Consider the following 17,317-nt stretch of genomic DNA (forward strand, 5'->3'; position numbering starts at 1 on the left):
GAGGGTTTTTATATGCTTATTTTGCTTCATACCAATGGTATATCTATTCATAATCATAGGCTGTACAATCATTATTTTATGGTTGAATACAATGTATCCTTTTATTGTTTCATGTATATCATATAGATATACAACTGTAGGGAGGTGAGGTATAATTGGAGCATCAATCAAACGAAAGGCGTGGGATTGCCATGACTACAGCCACACTTAGCAAATGGGGAAATAGCAGTGCAATTCGCATTCCTAACCAATTGCTTAAGCGTCTTAATCTGGAAGAAGGCTCGGAAATTGAGATTTTGGTGACAGAAGATAATGAATTGTTGTTGCGTCCAAAAACCAAGCCTGTAGAGTCCAATGAGGAACTACGTAACCATCTAAAGACTTTGCTCTCTAAAGTGAAACAGGATACAAGACATGAAGAAATAGACTTTGGCACTGAAGGGAACGAGTTACTTTGATTATTCCCAAGCGAGGCGATCTGATATGGCTTGACTTTGATCCTCAAGCGGGTCATGAGCAAGCCGGGAGACGACCGGCTATTGTTCTATCGGAACTTGAATTCAATGAAATAACGGGTTATGCCGTTGTATGTCCCATAACGAGCCAAGCCAAGGATTATCCTTTTGAAGTTACACTACCAGAAGACCTGCCATTTTCAGGTGTTGTTTTGACGGATCAGTTGAAGAGTCTTGATGTGCGGCAACGACGTATCCAAATTGCGGGGCATGCCGAACCAACCTCTGAATTTATGAAATCAGTTCTACGCAATGTCCGTTCTATATTGGCATAATTGAAAATTAGTAGCTGATCATATTCCTAAATCCACGTCTAACTAAAAGACGTGGATTTTTTCTTTCATACCTAAATAGATTCGTCCATCCTTGACGCTTCGAATAAGAGCTTCCGAAAGGCATATATAAGTTGGAAAGAAAGATTTTTAATTCTCTGAAAATGCTTCCATTTATAGTATGATAAGACTATCACTAGCTTCTTCACCATCCTGTACATAAAGAGAAGGAGATCAGAACATGACCGTAACTTCGATTATCGATCAGATCCATATTATTGAATACGATCCCTCTTACGCTGCCGCTCTCGCGGATATGTGGAACCGCAGTAACGAAAGCTGGGGAGGTGGTACCAATCTTAGAACAGAGGAAACAGTTCGCCGGGAGATGGAGAGTTCATCCAATCTTTATGCTTTTCTAGCTGTTCATGAGAAAGAGGTTGTTGGCTTCTGCAGTTTTGCTCATTACCGCTATGACGAGAGAGCGTTATATGTACCGCTGCTTAACGTACGCCCTGACTATCACGGTTATAAGGTTGGACGTAATCTGATCTTGAATGCTGTGCTCAAGACCGTGGAGGCCGAATGGCCCCGCCTGGATCTGTTCACATGGGCAGGGAATACAAAGGCTGTACCGATGTACAAGAAATGTGGATTCTTCTGGGAGAAAAAAGATGATAATGTGCATCTGATGAATTTCATCCCCACCATCTTGCAGACCGAAGCACTTGCTCCTTATTTTGAGAAGTTGGATTGGTATGCAGACAGCACGCGTGAACTCGTGGTCGAGCCGGATGGCCGACGGGAGCGTGGTTTTGATTTCTTTGACTACACGTGGAAAAAGGGAAATGTCTCCCTGCGGGCTGAGTTTGAAAAGTCGGGTCGCGGGCTGACTGCCCTCGAAACACCGGATTACGAAATCTCAACAGAGGTCGATGATCATGATCTGGTATTCGGTTCCAGCTATAAGGTTCGCTATCGCATTAAGAACACTTCTGCGTCCGAATTGGCAGTTGAGATCAATGGTGAGGATAACAAAAACATTCGATTTGCGCTGGACGTTGCACGAGCAGTCGCTCCGGGAGAAACCATCATCGTGGAAGGTGAGTTTCACCTTGATCCAATTACAGAGGAACAGAATAACAATAAGACTCATCCCGTGGTTGCCAGCACATGGTTGATCGGCGGTAAGAAAGCGGAGTTCAGGTTAGGTATTGCCCCGAAATTCCCGGCCAAGATCAAGACCATCTTGCCTGTGAAGGAACTCTATCCAGGTATCCCGGCTGAGTTGGTTCTGAACGTGGAAAATAATGTGGATGCCGAAACGGAGTTCAGCTTGAACCTGCCTGAGGATGAATTCCTGGAATGGGCGGAGCGTTCGCTGCGCTTTACGGTGCCTGCCAAAGGCAAAGTGTCTGTGCCAGTACCTTTCACCTTGCGTTCGTATGGTCTCTATTCCCAGGAAGTAGAAGTGACGGCAGTCCCAACGGGGAACCATGTGATCTCTTTTACAAGCAAAATTTCTGTACTGATGAAGGGAATCGAAGGGAAATATGGCGGGCAGATTGAGGATCAATGGGTGGCTGTGAATGGCGCATTCTCGCTCCATATGAACAAGCATGATAATGTCATGTGGATTGAATATCCCGGTTCCCGTCATTCATTCTGGTGGACTTATCCGAAGTTGGGTAAGCCGTTTGCCGAAGAGTTATCCAAGAAACAAGCAAAAGAAGTGAATATTTATCCCGAAGGGGAACGTCAGGTTCTTGAAGCGCTGTATGACTCGGAGGATTTCCCTGGCTTGCAGATCAAGTCCGTGGTCAAGCTGTCTGCGAATGGAATCGCCGAATTCCACCAGGAGGTTGAAAATACACGAGATACCGCCTGGGAAGAAGACCTGTTTCTGATGAATAACTTTGGGTTCTATGGTAGCAGGTTAATTCTCCCGTACCAAGATCGTTTTGTGGATATGGGAGATTCTTACGCTGGCGATCCGAGCCATTGGGACAGCGCCCAAATCACGGAGAACTGGCTGTTCTGTAAGGAGGAGTATGGTGCCAGCGGTATCTATTGGGACCCTTCTCTGAAGTTGCTTCGCCCGGAATACACGCTGGGGTTTCAGCATGAGCTTGGCCGTATTCCCGCAGGGACCGTTATGCGGACCAAGGCAACCGTATATGCTTTGAACACGTTTGCCAAGTGGCACGATTTCCGTGCGTTTGCCCGGAAACAGCGTAACCCGATCATTCCGTTGCTGCACAGTCATCTGGATCTGACACTGAGTGAGGGGAATCCATTTGCCCCGGACGTGCTACAAGCAACGTTGACTGAACACAAACTGGTTTCGCTTGCGGGCAAGCTGGAGCTGTATGTACAGCAAGGTGGCGAACCGGAGGTTATGGCAAATGCGAAGGAATTCAGTCCGGAGCAGAACCTAAACTCCGCCAAGCTGACATTTTCACCAGACGAAGCGGACCGAGACCAACACGTGAGTGGTTGGAAAGTTCGTGGGCTATATCGGGGTGAAGATCGGATTCAGGAGCGAACTGCCCTTTGGTTCCCGCAGAGCGGAACAGAGGTGAAGCAGAAGATTGAAGAAGGTTCTGCTGGACCTTTGTACACTGTAGACAATGGCGTATTGTCGATCGCTGTTGCTCCTGAATTCGGGAGTGTAGTACACTCCCTGAAATATGCAGGAGAAGAATGGCTGGACAGCTCGTACCCTGAACCGGCTCCACGCTCCTGGTGGAATCCGTGGTACGGCGGGTTGGGTGTGGGGATTCCGGGCATGAATGGTTTCAGCCGCCAGTTGGAACAGAGAGCCGCTTCCTGGACAGAGCACAAGGACCAATTCGGAAACGTCTGGAAGGGTATAAAGCTGACCACCTGGATCGAAAAGCATGAAGCGAATCGTGGAATCACGATCAACCAGCATTATCTGATGCTCCCGGGTGTTCCTGTGCTATGCACGCTGCTTGCCGTGACAAACGAGAGCGGCCTGACGCTGACGGATTACTCGCTTGCGGAGGAACGTTTCCTCCAGCTTTCATCTGTATTTGCGGAAGGTTGGATAGAGCAACCGGGTAAAGATCGATTCCCGCTAGGCAAGGTGGATGTGAGCCTGCCACTTGAAGACCTTTTGCGAGTTGGATCAGTTTCGCGTGAGAACATGCTGCATGCAGTCCATCGTTACCCGAATCAGAGTGCATGGGGTGTGGCCAATAATCAGGTGACGGGTCTGCAAGTGAATCATCATCTGACAATCCATCAAGGGGAAACGGTCTGGACGGAGCCGACATATCTGGTTCTGGGACAGATTCCGCTGAGTTCAGCGGATGTGCATGACCTTCTCAAACTGAATTTTGCAACTTTTACCGATGAAAAGGAGGCTTCACATGCCGATCATTGATATTCACATTCATCTGTCGGACATCGACAGCTTTCACCGAACAGCGATTGATCTGTCCAAAGTGGATTACTCTGCCGCTGGTCTTAAAGCGGAGTTCGATAAGAACGACGTCATTCTGGGTATCGGAATGGGGGTTACGGAGCAGACGAAGGGTGCGTTCCCGGATTCCAGTTCCCCTAACCCGATGGGGCTTGATTTGGAAGAGAAGGTTCCGTCATTCCTCATGGAATGCGTGGGCATCAATCCCAATGCGCTAGACGGTAAAAGCGCGCAGGACGAGCTGGACCGAATTGAAGCTAGACTGCAATCCCCGGAGGTAGCCGGAATCAAACTCTATGCCGGATACTATCATCATTATGTGTATGACAAAATCTATACCCCGGTCTATGAACTCGCAGCCAAGTACAACTTGCCTGTGGTGATTCATACAGGAGACACGTACTCCATGAATGGATTGCTCAAGTATTCGCATCCACTGACGGTGGATGAATTAGCCTTGCAGCAGCGCGGTGTGAACTTCATGATCTGTCATCTGGGTGATCCCTGGGTGATGGATGCAGCTGAAGTAGTGGCGAAGAATCCTAACGTGTATGCGGATTTGTCTGGTCTTGTGGTGGGGGATCGGCCCCATTTTGAACGGTTCATGAACGAACCTTTATTCATGGATCATTTCCGCCGGGCCTTGGTCTATTCGGATCATTACGAGAAAATGCTGTTTGGCACCGACTGGCCGCTTGCGCCCATCGATCTGTATGCCGAATTTGTCAGCCGACTTGTACCGGAGCAGCATCATGATAAAGTCTTCTACGAGAATGCCTTTGGGCTGTTTCCACGTATTGGACAGCGGATTGCCGATCTGGGTTAGAACCTAAGTACCGAATTCTTAATATCTGAGGGGATGTAGACTATGCATGTTATGGAAGCATGGATGGTTATATTGAATCCCTGTGATGTAAGCTCCTGCCACTTTGCTGGCAGGAGCTTTTTGGTTCAGGAAAAAAGTGAATTCGTTTTACTAATGTGGAATTGAGGGATCAGGAGAACAAAGGTTGAGTCACCATTTTCATATACTTTTTTAAGTCGTCTTTTGCATGTGGGTATTGTTCCCAAACCCCAAGGTTCCAACTCATATAACGGATCCCGAGATATCGGGATGCCAGAGAGAAGTACTTTTCGAATTGATGTTGTGGAATATCGAATCCGTGAGAACTTAGGGACTCCCGATAGATCTCAACTTGTTTCAGATGTGTACGGCGCAGAGGGATATCGAAGAAAAGGGAGCCATACCTTGCTTCCTCCCAATCGATAAAATAAACATCCTCATTGTTGTGTACCAATACATTGCCAGGATTCAGATCATTATGAATCATCGTATGTGTATGTTCATCCTCGATGAGAATTTCAAGATCATCTACAATACTACTTGCTACAGCTTCAATTTCCGAAATGAGCGGTGATCCAAATTCCTCAAGGAATGATGGACTTTTTATGGCGGTGTTCCACAAAGGCCTCCAGCGTTTTTCCATCATTTCGATGATATGAGATCGATCCACGATAGGTATCCATGGCAGTTCTTTTTTCACCCCCATATTCGTTCCATGTATGTAAGCCAGTGCTCGTAATTCTTTATTCTGAAGCAGATCCATATCCAGATGACTATAATTGGTTTGGTAGTCCACATCCTGAATGCAGATCAGACTGCGATCTTGAGTATGAACTTCATTTGATAGACTATAAGGTACATTGGCTCCCTGTAAAAATAATTTGGACAAGGCAGAGCGTTCAATGAACGTGGCCTTCTTTGTTACGAAAGAAATATCCCTTTTTACTCCATTTATAAGGAATTCAATATGATGTCGAAGCAATTCAACGGCTTGAGATCCCGCACCGATAGGGTTACTTTTGATACTTAGAATGTGAATATCCGAGGATACATATTGATTAATGGTTTGTTTTATTAAATGTTGTAATGTGACAGACTCCATACTGATCTCTTACCTCCTTCTTGCCTGTATTTGTTTTTACGAATAAAGAGAACTATAATGATGGATGCACAAAATTTCAGACTTCTTTGGAGGAACATACGTTATGAGATCTTTTCAGTTTTACAATCCGACCCGGCTGATTTTTGGCAAAGGGCAACTTCAAGCACTACAAACCGAAGTTCCAAAATACGGAAAACGTATTTTGCTTGTATATGGTGGTGGAAGCATCAAACGCAGCGAGCTGTACGATCAGGTAATCAGCCAGTTGAATGAAATCGGAGCAGAGGTTACGGAACTGGCTGGTGTGGAACCGAACCCTCGTCTGTCTACGGTTCATAAGGGTGTAGAACTATGCAGAACACATAACATTGATCTGGTTCTTGCGGTTGGCGGCGGCAGTGTACTTGACTGCGGGAAAGCCATCGCGGTAGGAGCCAAATACGATGGAGACATGTGGGATGTTGTTGTGCGTGAAGCAACCCCGGAAGGCGGACTTCCACTGGGTACAATTCTAACGATGGCAGCGACAGGCTCCGAGATGAACAACGGTTCAGTGATTACCAATCAGGACACACAGGAGAAATGGGCATGGTTCAGCGAGTATTCTTTCCCAGCGTTCTCCATTCTTGATCCGGTGAACACATACACGGTACCTCTGGATCAGACGGTATACGGCATGGTGGACATGATGTCTCATGTGTTTGAACATTATTTTCATCTGGATACCAATACACCGGTTCAGCTTGGATTCTGTGAGACGATTCTTCGTACCGTTATTGATACGGCCCCTCGTCTGATCAAAGATCCGGAAAATTATGAACTGCGCGAAACCATTCTCTACTGTGGAACAATGGCGCTTAACGATGTCCTGAATATGGGTCTTGCCGGAGATTGGGCTTCTCACAATATTGAACATGCCGTTTCGGCCGTGTATGACATTCCTCATGGGGGAGGCCTTGCGATCCTCTTCCCACACTGGATGAAGCATAATCTGGATGTGGATGTAGATCGATTCAAACGTATGGCCGTTAATGTATTTGATATCAATCCTACTGGAAAGTCGGACAAACAAGTGGCTGAAGAAGGCATTGAAGCGCTGCGCAACTTCTGGACTTCAATTGGTGCTCCTAGCCGTCTGGCTGACTATGACATCGACGACAGTCAGATTGATGTGATGGCTGATAAAGCGATGCGATTCGGTCCGTTCGGATTCTTCAAAAACTTGCAGCGTGAAGATGTAGTACAAATTTATCAAGCTGCACTGTAATTGTAAATCTCACAATCACTTTGTATAGTGATTCTCATTAAACAAGGACCTTCCTGTATTACTTAGGAACGTTCTTTTTTTTATTATGACATCATATCTTGTGCGCTCCATCGTTTTTTCTGGACTTCAATGTCATGTGATCCCCTTTTGGAACTAATCTTTCGGTTCAACTACGGCTTCATTGACAGGGGTATCCTTTCGTTTCAGATACATCTTGCTTGGACGATGCAAGAGTACGATGAGCAGGGCAAAGAGATGAATCAGGGTGAACAGGTTACTCTCATTCGGAATGGCAACGAATAGTGCCAGACTCAGAAACGTCACAGTGAGCTTGAACTTTCTCTTCGTGATGAATATAACAGCGAGCAGGCTGGGACCGATGATAAACAACATTCTGGCTAAGATTACGCCAGAGGCGTAAGCCAGATCATCTCCTTTGCGTAAGAAACCCAGATAGGCCTCCATGTTCTGGTTGAAGTCAATGAGGAACACGATGAAGGACACAATCACGTAGATCAGTTTCACACTCAATAAAATGCGCACGACATTTAATAGCGTAGGTAATGCTGTTTTTGCCATATCACTTCTCCTATTCGACATTTAATAAAGTGGGCATTTTCGGATTCAATGCGTTGTCCCTCTTCCTGCACGATATGTATTTCATATATTATACGATGTTGATGTCATATTTTGTATTAACCCAAAGTCTTCATTTTCCGATCGTTTGCAGTGGCCTTTGACCTAGTATAACTGGCGAAACAGCTTACAGATTATTTGATATCGACCGATATAAAGTAGATACATAGAATTTGGGCTTCATAATGACGAAAATGAAAATGGATGGTGAATGTAATCATGGTATTTAGCAAGGCAAGAGAACGCATGCGCAACATGTCGTTCAGAGTGAAACTGCCACTTATGATCAGTCTGCTGGTGTGTATCGTACTGGCGGTAACTGCAGTAGTATCCTACACTGTAGCGGCTGTCATCACACTCGACAAAAGCAAAGATGAGATTAAAGCAACCTCGGACCGGGTGGGGGCAGGTTTGTATGCTTCACTAAGTTTGGAGGAACAATCCACCTTTTTGATCACAACACATCGGACCTTCCAGGATCTGCTGGAGATTCGGAATACGAATGGGCAGGAAGGTGAGAACTTTTTCTCGGAAAACAATGAGCTGCTGGATAAGGCGAGTGGTATTCTCGCGGACAGTCTGGCAGGTATGGAAGGCAACAACAGTCTGATTTTGTTGGATCGGAATGGCATTATTATTGCAGCGAATGATCCGGCAGTTATCAAGGTAGAACGCGGAGATCGGGCATATTTCCAAGAAGCGATTCAGGGTAAAAACGTGATTAGTGAAGGGATTGTAGCCAAGTCCTCAGGACAATTGGGTACGGCTTTTGCCATGCCAATCTACAATGAGAATCAAGAAGTACAGGGAGTGCTTGTATCTGCAGCATCCACCTCGTTCTTCGTTAATCAGCTACAAAATATCAATATTAATGATGAGGGAAAAGTGATCATTCTGGACCGTGTAGGTACGGTCATCTACGATTCAGCGGATGAGAAGTTGGCAGGCCAGAAGATGGAGTCCGGCGAATACCAATCATTGATAGATCTTGCTCCTGGCGCTGAACTACAACAAGGGGATATTAGCACAGATGAGAAAGTGGCGTATTACTCCAAAATCCCAAAATCCGACTGGACCGTCGTTGTTGAAGATAAACTGAGCGATGTGCAGAAGCCTTTGCGTGCGATGGCAAAACAGATGTATATTGTTCTGTTTAGTGCTATTGCGGTTTCCGTCGTATCGGGTATTCTGATCTCTTTGCTGGTAACCAGACCAATTACAAGACTAACTGTGTTGTTCAGACAGCTTGCGGGCGGCGACTTGACGGTGCAGGCTCAAGGTAAATATAGCGGAGAATTCAAACAATTGGTGGACAGCTTCAATACCATGGCAGCAGGCAATAAACAGCTGATCTCCAGCATGAACCATTCCATCGGCATCCTGAAAACAAGTACATCCGAGCTGGAACAGTCCACACAGCAAACTTCAACCACGATTGCCGAAACAACGACAACAGCATTTGAGATTTCACGAGCGATGGAGTCCCAGGCGAACGATACGGGAGCCATTGTGGACAAATTCATGAATGTTGGTAACAAGATTGCAAACGTGAATGGAATGTCGCAGGCAGTGAAGTTCAAGGCAGATGAAATTACGGATGCATTCAAAAATAATCATGTAGTCATTGATGCACTCATTGCGGTGAACGGGCAGAATGAGATTGAAGTGGGCAATATCTCCAAAATTACAGTGCAACTCGCCGAAAGCTCCTCGGGCATTCACCAGATTACAGGTACGATTGCTGAAATCGCAAATCAGACGAAATTACTTGCGTTGAATGCTTCGATTGAGGCCGCAAGAGCAGGTGATCAAGGGCGTGGCTTCGCAGTCGTTGCTTCTGAGATCCGCAAGCTGGCAGAGCAGACGACAGCTCAATCGGAGGATATCAACCGAATCGTGATGCAGACCATTGATCACGTGGAGCAGAATAACCGAAGTGTTCAGGCTATTGAAGCGATTGCGGAACAGCATAAGAGCAGCGTTAGCCAGACGAAGGAGACATTCAATTTTGTCACTGAGAATATGAATGAGATGATGAGCCAGGTTCAGGCTATTGCCACTGAGATCGAATCCATTGAACGAGATAAGGATGACGTCATTGGAGCTGCACAGAATCTGTCCGCTTCCGGTGAAGAGGTGTCGGCTTCTGTTGAGGAAGTCACAGCAACAATGCAGGAGCAGTCCGGCATGACGGAACATTTGACAGATATGGTGCAGAGAATCGATGAACTGACCAAACAACTTGCCGAAGAAGCATCTCGCTTTAAAACAAAATAGGAATACGAAAAGAAACCCGTTTTTCAAAAGAGAACCGGGTTTCTAGAACAAAAAGAGCACCTGTACCCATCTATGGCTACAGGTGCTCTTTGGTGATGTGTTACTCTCTTCGAATGGAAGGCGCATACGCCAGCACTTCCATTTCAATTAAATAAGGACCTAACCCGCTGAATACGGTAATACGGGCGGGATAGGGTTGTTTAATCATTCGCGCATACACTTCGTTGTATTCGGGCTGATCCTCGACTCGGGCCAGATGAGTGGTTACCTTCACAATATGATCAAGTGTAAGTCCGGCTTCTTGAAGGATCACCTCAATATTACGAATGCACTGCTCAGTCTGCTCCTTGATGCCGCCGATAGGCTCAAGCGTCTCTGGATCGACACCTACTTGACCTGCGACGTAGACCAAATCTCCTGCGCGTACAGCATGGGAGAAAGGAAGCGGGAACTTGGGTGCTGCACTTGCATGTATGATGGTAGACATTGTAGCTGTCATTCCTTTCCTAATGAGTGTGTATATTTGGTGTTAACTGATGCCAGTTCGTAGTCTGCTGATAATGATGAGCGATGGACAACAAGCGGTCTTCTCTCATGAGTGGACCGGCAAGTTGCATGCCGATAGGTAATGGCTTCCCTAAGGTGGTATCAAACCCGATGGGTACGGTGATGGACGGTAGTCCTGTATTGGTGAACGGTCCGTTGAAAATCGGGCTACCTGTCTTGTAGCCATGTGGGGCCACATAGGGTGTTGATGGGGTCAATAACACATCCACTTCATCGAACAACAACATCATCTCGCTCCGAAATATCGTTCGGATGCGTTGTGCCTGCAAATAATCAACGGCACTCGTCTGGTAACCGAGTTCAAGCTGCTCCCGCATCGTGTGGCCGTAACGATCAGAGGCTTCCGCAAAGCGTTCCTGATGGAAGGCGGCAGCTTCTGCCCGCATAACCGTACGATGAGCAGCAATTGTCTCTTCCATATAAGAAGGCAGGTCAACTTTCTTCCATTGCATGCCCAGCTTCTCAAGCACAGCGATTGCCGACTCTACCGCTAACAAGATCGCCGGTTCATCAGTCTGGAAGAAGCTGCTCGGCAGCCCGACCATCATTCCTGATATAGGACGCTCAAGAGCATTTGTTAAGTCTGGCTTGCCATAAGGAAGCGTGAAGGAGTCCAGCTCATCTTGCCCGGCCATCGCTTCCAGAACGATTGCGTTATCTTGTGCAGATCGAGTGAAGGCGCCAATATGATCCAGGCTCCAACTGGCTGTGATGACACCATTACGGCTAACTCTGCCGTAAGTCGGCTTCATGCAGGTTAATCCGTTATAAGCTGCGGGTCTGAGCAGAGATCCAAAGGTCTGCGTTCCGAGTGTAAAGGAAGCCATGCCAGCCGCTACTGCAGCGGCAGAGCCGGAGCTGGAACCGCCCGGGGTATGTTCTAAATTCCATGGGTTGCGGGTTGGCGGTTCTCCTCCCTGAAAGGCGTATTCCGTCGTTGTTGTCTTGCCGAGCAGGATAGCGCCTGCAGCTTGCAACTTATTAATCACAGTTGCATTCGTTCCGGGTACGAAGTCTGGAAAGGTACTTGATCCGGCCGAGGTGCGTATGCCAGCGGTATGGACAATGTCTTTGGCTCCATAGGGAATGCCGTGCAGAGGACCGAGATATTCGCCATTCATCAGTTTCTGTTCAGATACTCTTGCGGCCTGCAAAGCCTGTTCGGCGGTGACCGTAACGAAGGCTTGCACAGAAGGCTCTACTTTCTCAATGCGGTTCAAATAGGATCTCGTAAGCTCTACAGGAGATATCAACTTGTTTTTAATCAGTGTTGCGGCTTCAGCAATCGTCAGCTCGTTAAGTGGTTTGGTAATCATCGAAGAGGCACGCTCCTATGCGGGGGATTGGGCCCTACTTCTTCTGGCAACTTGAAGCTTCGAATCAGCTCCAAGTCTGCTGTAAATAGGGCAAGTTCCTCGCTCGTAATAAATCCGTCCTCATATTTGGCGCTTTCTGTACGGCGGTGTGTGAGATAGTCGTCCTGGTTCAGAGTAATCACCCTTTCTCTCTCTATTTGGTGGTGAAGCTTGAATCGATAATGTCCTCGTAAGCGAGGTCTTCCTTCAGATTGCCGATGAAGCGCTGCATATCGATTGCGGTGTTAAAAGCTGATTCATTGATGAGTCCCTCCGCAGGATATACTTTGCTGTCGATCATGCGTTGTACCGCTTGCTCCACGACGTTTTTGTCCAGATTCGGGAATTCCTTCACGGCAACTGCTTTCGCGCCTTCAGGGTTCGATTGAATATACTCCAGGGCTTGCTCAATAGAGGTGACGAAGCGCTGGGTGAGATCAGGATTTTTCTCAATGAAGCTTGCAGTTGTATTCATCGTTGCAAAGGCAAAGTCAGGGTAATCCTTGGTGAAATCATGGACAATATGAAGTCCCTCTGCAATGCCTTGATCCAGTTGCGGTTCGTAAACGATAGCAATGTCGGCTTTGCCGGCTAATACAGCACCAAGCTCGGAGCCATTCTGAACCTCGGTGATCGTCACATCTTTGTCGATATCAATGTTGTTGTCAGCGAATAGTTTCCGCAGTAAGCTGTTCGAGCTTGTAGGTGCCAAGCCCACAACGATGGTTTTACCTTTGAAATCCGCTGTCGAGTTCACGGTTACTCCTTCTCGCGCAACTGCCCATACTGGAGCACTGCCGGATAGAAGGACCAGTGAGCGAGCATCTCCGCCCTTTGCATTAGCAAATGCGACATGCTCAGGACCGTGGAAGGAGAACGCCGACTCGCCTGAAATCACCGAAGACAATGCTGTTGGACCGCTTCCGGCAGCACGGATGGAAGATAGCTCAATGCGATTCTCCTTTAGAAAACCTTGGTTGTTCGCTACATACAAGGGAAGGTAGAGCAGGTTGTGATACACCTCGGACACCATAATTTTGTCCACCTGCGTATTTGCTTGCCCCCCGCTATTAGATGCACCTGCACCACTCGCGGGTGTTGTGGCATTGCTTCCGCATGCACTGAGCAGTGTAGTCAAAATAACCGTCATCGCTGTTAGAATTGCTATCTTTTTGAATGTACGCATTAGTCATCAGTCCCCTTTAATCATTGTAGGTCAGCTATACAGATGTGGATTTGCTGCTGGTCTTGTTGTCATTCCATGGAAGGAGACGGGATTCGATATAACCGACACAGGTGTAGAGGAGTATGGCGACCAGCATAAGCATGAACACGCCAACCCATACGGCCGGAAGGTTGAACAGGTTACCTTCGACGAATACCATATGTCCAAGTCCTTTGTCAGAAGAGATGAATTCTCCACCTACGACAGACACCAATGCCAAACCGATATTGATCCGGAAGGCCGAGATGATCCATGGCAGAGAGGAAGGAACGATAATTTTGCGGAAAATTTGTGATTTCTTCGCACCGAAGGATTTCATCAGATTAATCTGGGATTCGTCGATTTGATGCGTCGCTTGGTAGGCGGATAACAGTGCTACGATAAACGTTGCTACGGAGGCCAGAGCAATCTTGGAGAAGATGCCTGAACCAAACCAGATGATAATCATGGGAGCAAGTGCGATCTTCGGAATACCGTTCATCGCTACAATGAATGGATCGAGCACACGGGCAACGGACTTGGAATACCACATGAGCAGTCCTGCCAATGATCCGATTAAGCTTCCGGCTACGAATCCGATAACGGTGGCATTCACCGTTGCAAATGCGTCTGTAAGCATTTGCCCTGAGCTGGCCATCATGATGGCGGCATCAAGAATGGCGCTTGGTGATCCCATGAGGAATCCATTAACCAGCTTCAAACGAACGGCAGATTCCCAGATCACCAGGATGACCGCTACAATAATGAACCGCCACAGCATTGTTACCAGCCATTCTTTGGAGAAGGTGGACTGTCTACGTTTGCTCTTGCTCTTCGTAACTCCAGCAGGCTTTCGGGCAAGGGTAACTTCAGGTGATGTGCTTTTCATTAGCTGATCCTCCCATTTGGATATCAAGCTCTGACCAGATCGATTCAAAATACTGCTTGAACTTCTGGTCGGAGCGGGCTTTCAGTGCTGAACCGTATTGCGAGGCGAGACCAATGTCATACACCTGCTTCACGGTTGTTGGTCTTTTACTCATAACGGCAATACGGTCGGAGATGGCGATCGCTTCCTCGATGTCATGCGTGATCAGGACGCCTGTCTTGCCCTCGGATTTGAGAATGGATAAGATTTCATCTTCCAGAATGAGTCTGGTCTGATAATCAAGTGCGGAGAAGGGTTCGTCCAGTAATATAATATCGGGCTGGGTAACGAGGGTACGAATGAGGGCTACACGTTGGCGCATACCGCCTGATAGTGTGGAGGGATAGGCTCCTGCGAATGAAGCCAGGCCATAACGATCCAGATAATCCATGGCAATATCGCCGCGATCCTTTTTGGACATGCCCTTCACTTCCAAGCCTAGCGTGACATTGTCCAGGATGCTTCTCCAAGGAAGTAACAGGTCCTTCTGCATCATATAACCGACATGCCCGGTGGTCTGATCGATCTCTTCGCCACAGACGATAACCTTGCCATTTGTTGGCTTAAGCAGACCTGCGATAATATTGAAAATCGTACTTTTGCCACAACCGCTCGGTCCCACGATACTGAAGAACTCCTGCTTCTTGATTTGCATCGAAACCTCAGCCAGGACCTGAATATCTTCTCCGGTTGCACTGACAAATGATTTGGATACGCCTTGTATCTGTATAGCCATGATAGGTAGCCCCTTTCCTACAGCCTGATGGTGTTCATTCCTTGATGTGAATCGATGTTAATTAACATGACATTAATGAATATATTCCTAATCATATAGACTGTTTGCATAATTGTCATTAGTTACTATGAACATAAAAATAGAATTAAATCAGTTAAAATGCACAAATGAAGATTGAACATGAATTGAATATGAAAAGAACGTGTCATTATACATGACACGTTCTCTATTTAAGACGTATGATTAGCTTCACTAGGGGCTGGATTAACATTCAAAAGGGACTCAAGTGCGAAGGCAACTCGGAAGCGAAGACTTTCACTCGGATCCTTGATGTTCCTGCCGGTTAGCTTCTCGCATTTCTCCAATCTGTAGATCACTGTATTGCGATGTACGAATAACTCTTTCGCTGTATCGACGATCTGGCAATGATTCTCATAGAAGGAGGACAAAGTTTTCATAAGCTCGTTACGCTCGTTTGGATCTCGGTCGTTGAAGGGCTTAAAGGTTTCGTGATGGAACTGCAGCATCTCATCGTGGGGGATCATGCGCAGCAGACGGCTTATATCCATGGTTTGATAGGAATGAGCGAAGCGTGTCTTACGCATCTGATAGCCGGATTGAAGCGCCTTGACTGCTTCTTTATAGGAGAGCCCAATATCCAATACATTCGTATAGGGATTACCTATTCCGAAGGATAGGCTGAGCTGCGACTCTGTATACAGATTGCTCGCCATCCGTTCAAGCTGCTGAACAACGGTGTGTTCGTCCCAAAACGATTCGGCCAAAAAGACGAGTATGCCAAACTGGTCGTTCTTAGTGAACATGACAAAGGAGAGATCCATTCTGGCGAATTCCTGTTTAATCAGCTCATAATTAGCGTCTCGTTCCGAGATGAATCGCTCTTCCCCAGAGGGAGTAGAGTTCTGCTTAGGTATGCCCGCTAAGGATTCATCCGTTTTGGCAATGATCAGAACGGAACTTCCTTTGGCTTGTAGCCCATATTTCTTGCCGCGATGCAGCGCTTCTTGTTCCGAACGAATGAAGCCCTGAATGAGATCGGAGAAATATTCATTTTTGTAACGGCGGGAACGCTCTTTGACGGCTTGCTTCTTGGTTAACTCCAGGCCGATCACATTGACGGCTTGTTCCAGTGCCAGAGTGGAGAGCCTAGAGCTTGCGGAACTGTCATATAGTGCGATCAAATAACCCTCGTGCCGATCTGTGAAGATGGGATGAAGCTCGGAATGTCGGTATTTATCAGCAGTAAGCAGGCAGATCGAGATTGCGGTATGAAAGGAAGGGTGCTCATCAATAAATGTCAGTAATGGCGCGGCGAGAGACTGGTCATCCATCTGTTGTGCATAATGGGAGCTTGCCGTAATCTGCTTCTTCGAACCAAGCAGTAGTACAGGTGAGGATAGCAGTTGAGACAACGTATCTACGATGGATGGTATGCCTTTTCCCTGCATCACCATCGTGGAAAATTGCTTGTGAATAGACAAGGCATAATGTAGCTCATGGGTTTTATTCTGAAGGATGGCACTGATCGAATGTTGAAATAATTCACCGAGTGTATTGTCTATCTCAGACAGCTCGATGATCGGGAAGCCCAGCATGTCGGCTGTTTCAAGCAGTTGCGGGGATAATTCAAGAGAGAAACGCTGTGTCTTGACAGCAAGCGCCGCACAACCAATCGTATGCATGTCTGTAATGAATCCAAGATGAGCATCTGGGCGGTCTTTCAGGATATAACCGTTCGTCAGCAGCATATCTCCCGGCTTCAGGAATTGTACAATATCTGGCGCGTCCATAATATTAATCGATTGCACCAAGCGATCAAGGCCACGATGCCCGGCAATAACCTTTGCTTTGGAGAGAATGGGGATAGTCAATAACTGTTGCAGATCCATCTTCAACCCACTCGCTTTCATAATGATATGTTATAAAATCTAACATTAAGTGAGGTGGGCGTAAAGAAGAGTTTGGATAAAGAGGCTGAAAGATATCGTATTTTTCATAATTCTTCGGTTTCGTTTGAGATTCAAAACGATATGAAATTGACCTTTTAGCGTCATTTTTATGTAACGAGCGCATTTGTTACGTTTTTAAATTGCAAGGTCTGAAGAATATGTACTCCTGTTTCCTGATATACCTGTTCCTTCTGCT

General features: G+C 46.8%; 14 protein-coding genes. 6 read left to right on the forward strand and 8 right to left on the reverse strand.

The genetic code is table 11. The annotated features are described in order from the left end of the window. The first annotated feature begins 155 nt into the window (after positions 1–155). The 4 genes from QVE09_RS22360 (at position 156) to QVE09_RS22375 (ending at position 5,061) form a co-directional block, all read left to right on the forward strand. Positions 156–458 carry an AbrB/MazE/SpoVT family DNA-binding domain-containing protein gene (locus QVE09_RS22360; RefSeq protein ID WP_017687001.1) on the forward strand — a complete coding sequence of 101 codons (303 nt, stop codon included), beginning with the start codon at positions 156–158 and terminating at the stop codon, positions 456–458. Continuing rightward, positions 455–790: a type II toxin-antitoxin system PemK/MazF family toxin gene (locus QVE09_RS22365; protein WP_315938566.1), complete on the forward strand. Its 336-nt coding sequence runs from the start codon at positions 455–457 to the stop codon at positions 788–790. The genes QVE09_RS22360 and QVE09_RS22365 overlap by 4 nt, the downstream gene beginning before the upstream one ends. Positions 791–1,028: 238 nt before the next feature. Next, positions 1,029–4,196, forward strand: coding sequence for a GNAT family N-acetyltransferase (locus QVE09_RS22370; RefSeq protein WP_315938567.1), 3,168 nt, complete (start codon positions 1,029–1,031; stop codon positions 4,194–4,196). Further along, a complete protein-coding gene (locus QVE09_RS22375; RefSeq protein ID WP_315938568.1) occupies positions 4,183–5,061 on the forward strand; it encodes an amidohydrolase family protein in 879 nt (292 codons plus the stop codon). The genes QVE09_RS22370 and QVE09_RS22375 overlap by 14 nt, the downstream gene beginning before the upstream one ends. A 169-nt stretch (positions 5,062–5,230) precedes the next feature. On the opposite strand, the gene QVE09_RS22380 is transcribed toward QVE09_RS22375, so the two are convergent. Further along, on the reverse strand, positions 5,231–6,181 hold the full coding sequence (locus QVE09_RS22380; RefSeq protein WP_315938569.1) for a phosphotransferase: 951 nt from the start codon (positions 6,179–6,181) through the stop codon (positions 5,231–5,233). 103 nt (positions 6,182–6,284) lie between these two features. Here QVE09_RS22380 and QVE09_RS22385 point away from each other — a divergent pair, with 103 nt between their 5' ends. Then, positions 6,285–7,448: an iron-containing alcohol dehydrogenase gene (locus QVE09_RS22385; RefSeq protein WP_315938570.1), complete on the forward strand. Its 1,164-nt coding sequence runs from the start codon at positions 6,285–6,287 to the stop codon at positions 7,446–7,448. Between the two features lie 153 nt (positions 7,449–7,601). On the opposite strand, the gene QVE09_RS22390 is transcribed toward QVE09_RS22385, so the two are convergent. Then, the gene (locus QVE09_RS22390) at positions 7,602–8,027 is read right to left on the reverse strand and encodes a hypothetical protein (protein WP_315938571.1); all 426 of its coding nucleotides are present in this window, start codon (positions 8,025–8,027) and stop codon (positions 7,602–7,604) included. Between the two features lie 276 nt (positions 8,028–8,303). Here QVE09_RS22390 and QVE09_RS22395 point away from each other — a divergent pair, with 276 nt between their 5' ends. After that, positions 8,304–10,361, forward strand: coding sequence for a methyl-accepting chemotaxis protein (locus QVE09_RS22395; protein WP_315938572.1), 2,058 nt, complete (start codon positions 8,304–8,306; stop codon positions 10,359–10,361). Between the two features lie 100 nt (positions 10,362–10,461). Here QVE09_RS22395 and QVE09_RS22400 read toward each other — a convergent pair whose 3' ends face one another. The 6 genes from QVE09_RS22400 to QVE09_RS22425 form a co-directional block, all read right to left on the reverse strand. After that, positions 10,462–10,848: a RidA family protein gene (locus tag QVE09_RS22400; RefSeq protein ID WP_315938573.1), complete on the reverse strand. Its 387-nt coding sequence runs from the start codon at positions 10,846–10,848 to the stop codon at positions 10,462–10,464. Positions 10,849–10,867: 19 nt separating this feature from the next. Next, entirely contained in the window at positions 10,868–12,244 is a 1,377-nt protein-coding gene (locus QVE09_RS22405) for an amidase (RefSeq protein ID WP_315938574.1), read from the reverse strand. A gap of 193 nt (positions 12,245–12,437) precedes the next feature. Then, positions 12,438–13,469: an ABC transporter substrate-binding protein gene (locus QVE09_RS22410; RefSeq protein ID WP_315938575.1), complete on the reverse strand. Its 1,032-nt coding sequence runs from the start codon at positions 13,467–13,469 to the stop codon at positions 12,438–12,440. Between the two features lie 34 nt (positions 13,470–13,503). Continuing rightward, positions 13,504–14,376: an ABC transporter permease gene (locus tag QVE09_RS22415; protein ID WP_315938576.1), complete on the reverse strand. Its 873-nt coding sequence runs from the start codon at positions 14,374–14,376 to the stop codon at positions 13,504–13,506. After that, positions 14,357–15,151: an ABC transporter ATP-binding protein gene (locus QVE09_RS22420; protein ID WP_315938577.1), complete on the reverse strand. Its 795-nt coding sequence runs from the start codon at positions 15,149–15,151 to the stop codon at positions 14,357–14,359. The genes QVE09_RS22415 and QVE09_RS22420 overlap by 20 nt, the downstream gene beginning before the upstream one ends. A gap of 230 nt (positions 15,152–15,381) precedes the next feature. After that, positions 15,382–17,061 (reverse strand): PucR family transcriptional regulator, encoded by a 1,680-nt coding sequence (locus QVE09_RS22425; RefSeq protein ID WP_315938578.1) that lies wholly within the window; start codon positions 17,059–17,061, stop codon positions 15,382–15,384. Between the last annotated feature and the right edge of the window lie 256 nt (positions 17,062–17,317).

Source organism: Paenibacillus sp. ClWae2A (assembly GCF_032452295.1).
In the GTDB taxonomy this organism is placed as follows: Bacteria; Bacillota; Bacilli; order Paenibacillales; family Paenibacillaceae; genus Paenibacillus.

Coding starts and splice junctions, on each gene's coding strand:
- QVE09_RS22390 (WP_315938571.1), bottom strand. CDS start 8,027: ATGGCAAAAACAGCATTACCTACGCTATTAAATGTCGTGCGCATTTTA.
- QVE09_RS22410 (WP_315938575.1), bottom strand. CDS start 13,469: ATGCGTACATTCAAAAAGATAGCAATTCTAACAGCGATGACGGTTATT.
- QVE09_RS22395 (WP_315938572.1), top strand. CDS start 8,304: ATGGTATTTAGCAAGGCAAGAGAACGCATGCGCAACATGTCGTTCAGA.
- QVE09_RS22385 (WP_315938570.1), top strand. CDS start 6,285: ATGAGATCTTTTCAGTTTTACAATCCGACCCGGCTGATTTTTGGCAAA.
- QVE09_RS22400 (WP_315938573.1), bottom strand. CDS start 10,848: ATGTCTACCATCATACATGCAAGTGCAGCACCCAAGTTCCCGCTTCCT.
- QVE09_RS22405 (WP_315938574.1), bottom strand. CDS start 12,244: ATGATTACCAAACCACTTAACGAGCTGACGATTGCTGAAGCCGCAACA.
- QVE09_RS22420 (WP_315938577.1), bottom strand. CDS start 15,151: ATGGCTATACAGATACAAGGCGTATCCAAATCATTTGTCAGTGCAACC.
- QVE09_RS22425 (WP_315938578.1), bottom strand. CDS start 17,061: ATGGATCTGCAACAGTTATTGACTATCCCCATTCTCTCCAAAGCAAAG.
- QVE09_RS22375 (WP_315938568.1), top strand. CDS start 4,183: ATGCCGATCATTGATATTCACATTCATCTGTCGGACATCGACAGCTTT.
- QVE09_RS22415 (WP_315938576.1), bottom strand. CDS start 14,376: ATGAAAAGCACATCACCTGAAGTTACCCTTGCCCGAAAGCCTGCTGGA.
- QVE09_RS22370 (WP_315938567.1), top strand. CDS start 1,029: ATGACCGTAACTTCGATTATCGATCAGATCCATATTATTGAATACGAT.
- QVE09_RS22380 (WP_315938569.1), bottom strand. CDS start 6,181: ATGGAGTCTGTCACATTACAACATTTAATAAAACAAACCATTAATCAA.